General features: G+C 59.6%; 5 protein-coding genes and 1 pseudogene. 2 read left to right on the top strand and 4 right to left on the bottom strand.

Going from position 1 to position 3656, the window contains the following annotated elements; all coding sequences use genetic code 11:
* From EN932_RS31410 to EN932_RS31395, 4 genes are all read right to left on the bottom strand, one after another.
* The coding region (locus tag EN932_RS31410; RefSeq protein ID WP_128369344.1) for a hypothetical protein at positions 1 to 756 on the bottom strand (756 nt) is incomplete at its 3' end.
* Positions 757 to 935: 179 nt separating this feature from the next.
* Entirely contained in the window at positions 936 to 1280 is a 345-nt protein-coding gene (locus tag EN932_RS31405; protein ID WP_128369343.1) for a hypothetical protein, read from the bottom strand.
* Positions 1281 to 1364: 84 nt separating this feature from the next.
* The gene (locus EN932_RS31400) at positions 1365 to 1577 is read right to left on the bottom strand and encodes a DNA-binding protein (RefSeq protein ID WP_128369342.1); all 213 of its coding nucleotides are present in this window, start codon (positions 1575 to 1577) and stop codon (positions 1365 to 1367) included.
* A gap of 453 nt (positions 1578 to 2030) precedes the next feature.
* Positions 2031 to 2849 carry a tyrosine-type recombinase/integrase gene (locus EN932_RS31395; protein WP_128369341.1) on the bottom strand — a complete coding sequence of 273 codons (819 nt, stop codon included), beginning with the start codon at positions 2847 to 2849 and terminating at the stop codon, positions 2031 to 2033.
* Between the two features lie 43 nt (positions 2850 to 2892).
* Between EN932_RS31395 and EN932_RS31390 the strand changes: the two genes are divergently transcribed.
* Complete coding sequence (locus tag EN932_RS31390) at positions 2893 to 3435, top strand: hypothetical protein (RefSeq protein WP_164890717.1); 543 nt, start codon at positions 2893 to 2895, stop codon at positions 3433 to 3435.
* Positions 3432 to 3656 (top strand): annotated as a pseudogene (locus tag EN932_RS38500) (hypothetical protein); the annotation flags it as partial. The gene EN932_RS31390 and the pseudogene EN932_RS38500, both read left to right, overlap by 4 nt.

Below are 3656 nucleotides of genomic sequence, written 5' to 3'. Positions count from 1 at the left end.
GTTTGGACCCCGTGAGGGGGCCTCTTGCGACGGGTCGACTGGCACCGATGAGACAAGTGTGTCGCTTTTGGTAGACATACCTACTAGCGACGGACCCGTCTCACGAAAGCGCCGATACCATTGGGCGCGAGAAATCCCCTCGGCATCCCATGGTCGACTTTTGGACAGAGAATTTTTGGCCAGCCAGCTTTCGCGAGGTTCGACACCCCGGCCGCGCCGCTTTGCCGTCTGCCTTGACCGATCCCCCGACCGTTTGACATCTTTGGCAATGCCTTTGCGGACGCGGGCCGAAAAATCGCAGGCCCCCATCGTTTTGATTTCGAGCGCCGTCCGTTCCAACAAGGTCAGGCAAATCTTGCGGGCCGCTTCGTCGGCCTTCATCTGGTAGCGGCGGCCGACGAGCATGTTGAGAATCGGGCGGATGATTGTTCCCGCCCGCAGCAAGGCCCACGGCGCCCAGCGGTGGCACCAGTCAGCCAAGACTCTATCCAGGTCGAGCCCCTTGCTCTGGCAGTGGGCATTGAGCGAATACGCTGCGACCTCAATGAACAGGTCCGCGTCGTCGGTCTCGGGCAGGATCTGCCCATACCGGCTGGTAATGATCCTTTCCAGCTCCCGCACACGAGCATTATTGACTTGAAACGGCCCGGTTGGCTTCGGCTTGTCGGCCAAGATGCACCGGCCGACTTTCATCTTGCCTGTCCGGTTGGCGCGATACCGGACTTTGGCAGCGGAGGCGATGTTGGCGGCGCTCATCTAGTGAGCCCTGGCCCGGATCAACGCTGCCTGCCGGCAGGCCTCGACCGCGTCTTTGAGTGGCAGGGAGAACCGTTCCTGAAGTTGCGGGATAACCGCCTTTGTCCGATCCGCCGACCCAGTGGCCAGCCAGGTGGCGGCGAGGTCGACCGGGCTTTGAGTATTGCCGGGGCCGGCGCTCATGCAGCGGCCGCCATGTCTTCAAGGATCGAGACCTTCGACCGCAAAATATATCGGCCATGGTGACCCGAAAAAACGCCGCCGTGGCTCTCATATTCCGTCTCGATGACGAACCCGAGTTTGCGAAGCTTGAACGTGTAATCGCTCCATCTTGGGCCGGGATGCGTGATCGGGGTACACCCCCGCGCGCCGGCATCGATCAACTGTTTCATCGCCCAGGCCGGGCGCCCTTCAAGGTGGAAGATCCCGCCACCAGGCTCGACCTTGACCGTGAGAGTGAATTTTTTGTTAGCTGTTTTTGAATGTGAACTGACGGGCGCCTTCGCGCCTGCTACATGCTGCATTGTCTGGTCCTTTCGGATTCTCAGGAGGATGACGAAAAAACGGGGTCGGATCGGCTTGAGCGGTTAGTTGTCCAGACGGACCGCTCAAGCTTCCCCTGCTAGGGCAGGCTTCAGTTTTCCTTTCGGCAGATTGTCCAGCCAGGCATCGGCGTCGACCTTGCGGACGAGAACCTTGCGAGTCCCCGCCACGCGGGTCTCAAGCCGACCGGCCTTGATTTCTTCGTAAACGAAGGTTCGGCCGACACCGTAAGCAGCGCAGAGCCGCTTGATGGTGAAGGCATTTGGGGTCACTTCCATCTGTTTCTATCTCCTGTCGGATCGCTGCGATTTAGTTCGAACCAGTGCGAACATCTTAGCATTTTCCGGACTCGCCGTCGAACACCAGAAGCCTTATTCACATTTATTTTTCGACGGCTGTTTTGTTCTGTTTTTTCAAGGTGTTAGCTCCTATTTTGTTCGAGTTTTCCACAGTATGTTCACAGGGTTTTTGTTCCCGTTAGGTTCTGGTCTTTAGCCACGGTAAAACGGCATCGAGAAAACCCGATTTTGCCCCTCCTGGTATGCTTGTGAAGAATGAGGACAACGCCGTCGTACAGGTGTGCCGGCCATCGCGGCAATGTTGCCGCGAATCGTGGTCCTCAAACCCGGTCCCTCAAACTGAGCTGGCAGTATCGGCCCGGCCGAATCAGCGGTCAAGCACCAACGAACGCCAACGAACGGCTATTTTCGGTTTTCCCCGACATGCACCGGTCACGCCTTCAAGCGGACGACTTGGGCATCCCCGCTATGAGGCACCAGTGGCACGATGGCAGAGCGCGCCAGTTCTTCTAGGCCCGAGGTTATCCATTTCGAATAGTGGCGCTCAATCATTGCTGTGCTGGTGTCGTGGATTGCGGCAACGAGTCGGATGGGCAGGTTGGCGCGGATGCCCTTCACGATGCTGGAATGACGCAGCGCATAGGGGATGACATCAGGCAGGCCGGCGCGGTCGCGGATCGCTTGCCATGGTCTGGCGAGTTCGGCTGAAGACTGCCAGGAGCCGCGGCCAGCTCGATGCCATTCGATCTTGCCAGGCGCCTGCTCATGCCGCCAGCGTTCGAGCAGGATTGCATCAGGTGTCCGCTGTGCTGTCACCGGTACCAGCTCATCCATTACGTCACGCCCGACTGGAACGGTAATCGTGCCGCTCTTCGCGCCCCTGCCCTTGCGGCTCGTCGGCACCATCAGCCGGCTTTGTGATATTTGGCAATCGGCCACGCGCATCCGCGCTACTTGCGATAGCCGCGCACCGGTAGCAGCAAGGATCAGCACGAGCCTAAACAGGTCGCCATCCCATTGCTGTTCGGCGTCGACTTCCCGAGCAGCGCGGAGAAGCCGGCCAATGTCAGCGTCAGGCAATATCTGATTGTCTCTTGCGACCGCCTCAGTCTCTTCGGCGACAACGGCTCGGAGCCCTTGCTTTATGGTCCCTGGCAGGGTTGACGGCAGCTTGGCCCTGTTGGCGGCATAGGCAGCGTTCAGCGCTGCCTTCAGGTCGTTGACCAGTCGTTGCCGCGTCGTCGCCTTCATCGCTGCGGGAATCGTCGACGCCTACGACTGGCAAAAGCTGCTGGTGCTGAAGACCTTCACGGGTGACGGCACCACGGCTGATTTCGATCTCCCCGATGACTACGAGCGAATGCAGCAAACGTCTTCGCTCTGGTCGTCCCGGTGGTTGTGGGCAACGAACCATCTGACCAGCCCGGATCAGTGGATTGAACTCCAGGTGACGCCGATCGCCACGGTGAACGGCTACTGGATCATTTTCGGTGACCAGTTTCACCAATGGCCGGCCATGGCCAACAGCGAGACGGTGAAACTCTTCTACGTTTCAAACGAGATTGTGAAGGCGAGCAACAATTCCCTGAAGCCGGCTTTCACGGAAGATGCCGACACGTTCAGGCTCTCCGAGCGGCTGCTGAAGCTCGCCATCATCTACCGGTGGAAGCAGAACAAGGGCCTTGCCTATCAACAGGCGCAAGACGACTTCGAAACACTGAAACTCCGCATGATCGACAAAGACCCCGGTTCAAAGCCGGTCGTGTCGGGCCTGCCACCCCTTAGCTGGCGCGGTCGCAATGTCGCGTGGCCTGGGACTGTCACAGGTGCGCCGTGAGGCTTGGCGAGCGTTTCCCCGGCCGCCGCAAGGCTGTTCCGGTCCCGGCTGCGGCTAAGGCCCAGCCGTACACCTTCGGCGCGCCCGTTGCCGGATGGGTGACCAATCAGAGCCTTGTGAAATCCAAGCCGTTTTCGGCCCAGACGCTCGAGAACTTCCTTCCGACCTCTGCCGGCATCAGCATGCGCGGCGGTTCGCTCAAGCCTGCCACGATCGGCGCC

The sequence above is a fragment of the Mesorhizobium sp. M7A.F.Ca.US.002.01.1.1 genome (assembly GCF_004022955.1).
In the GTDB taxonomy this organism is placed as follows: Bacteria; Pseudomonadota; Alphaproteobacteria; order Rhizobiales; family Rhizobiaceae; genus Mesorhizobium; species Mesorhizobium ciceri.
This window is presented reverse-complemented; position numbering and strand designations above follow the sequence as displayed.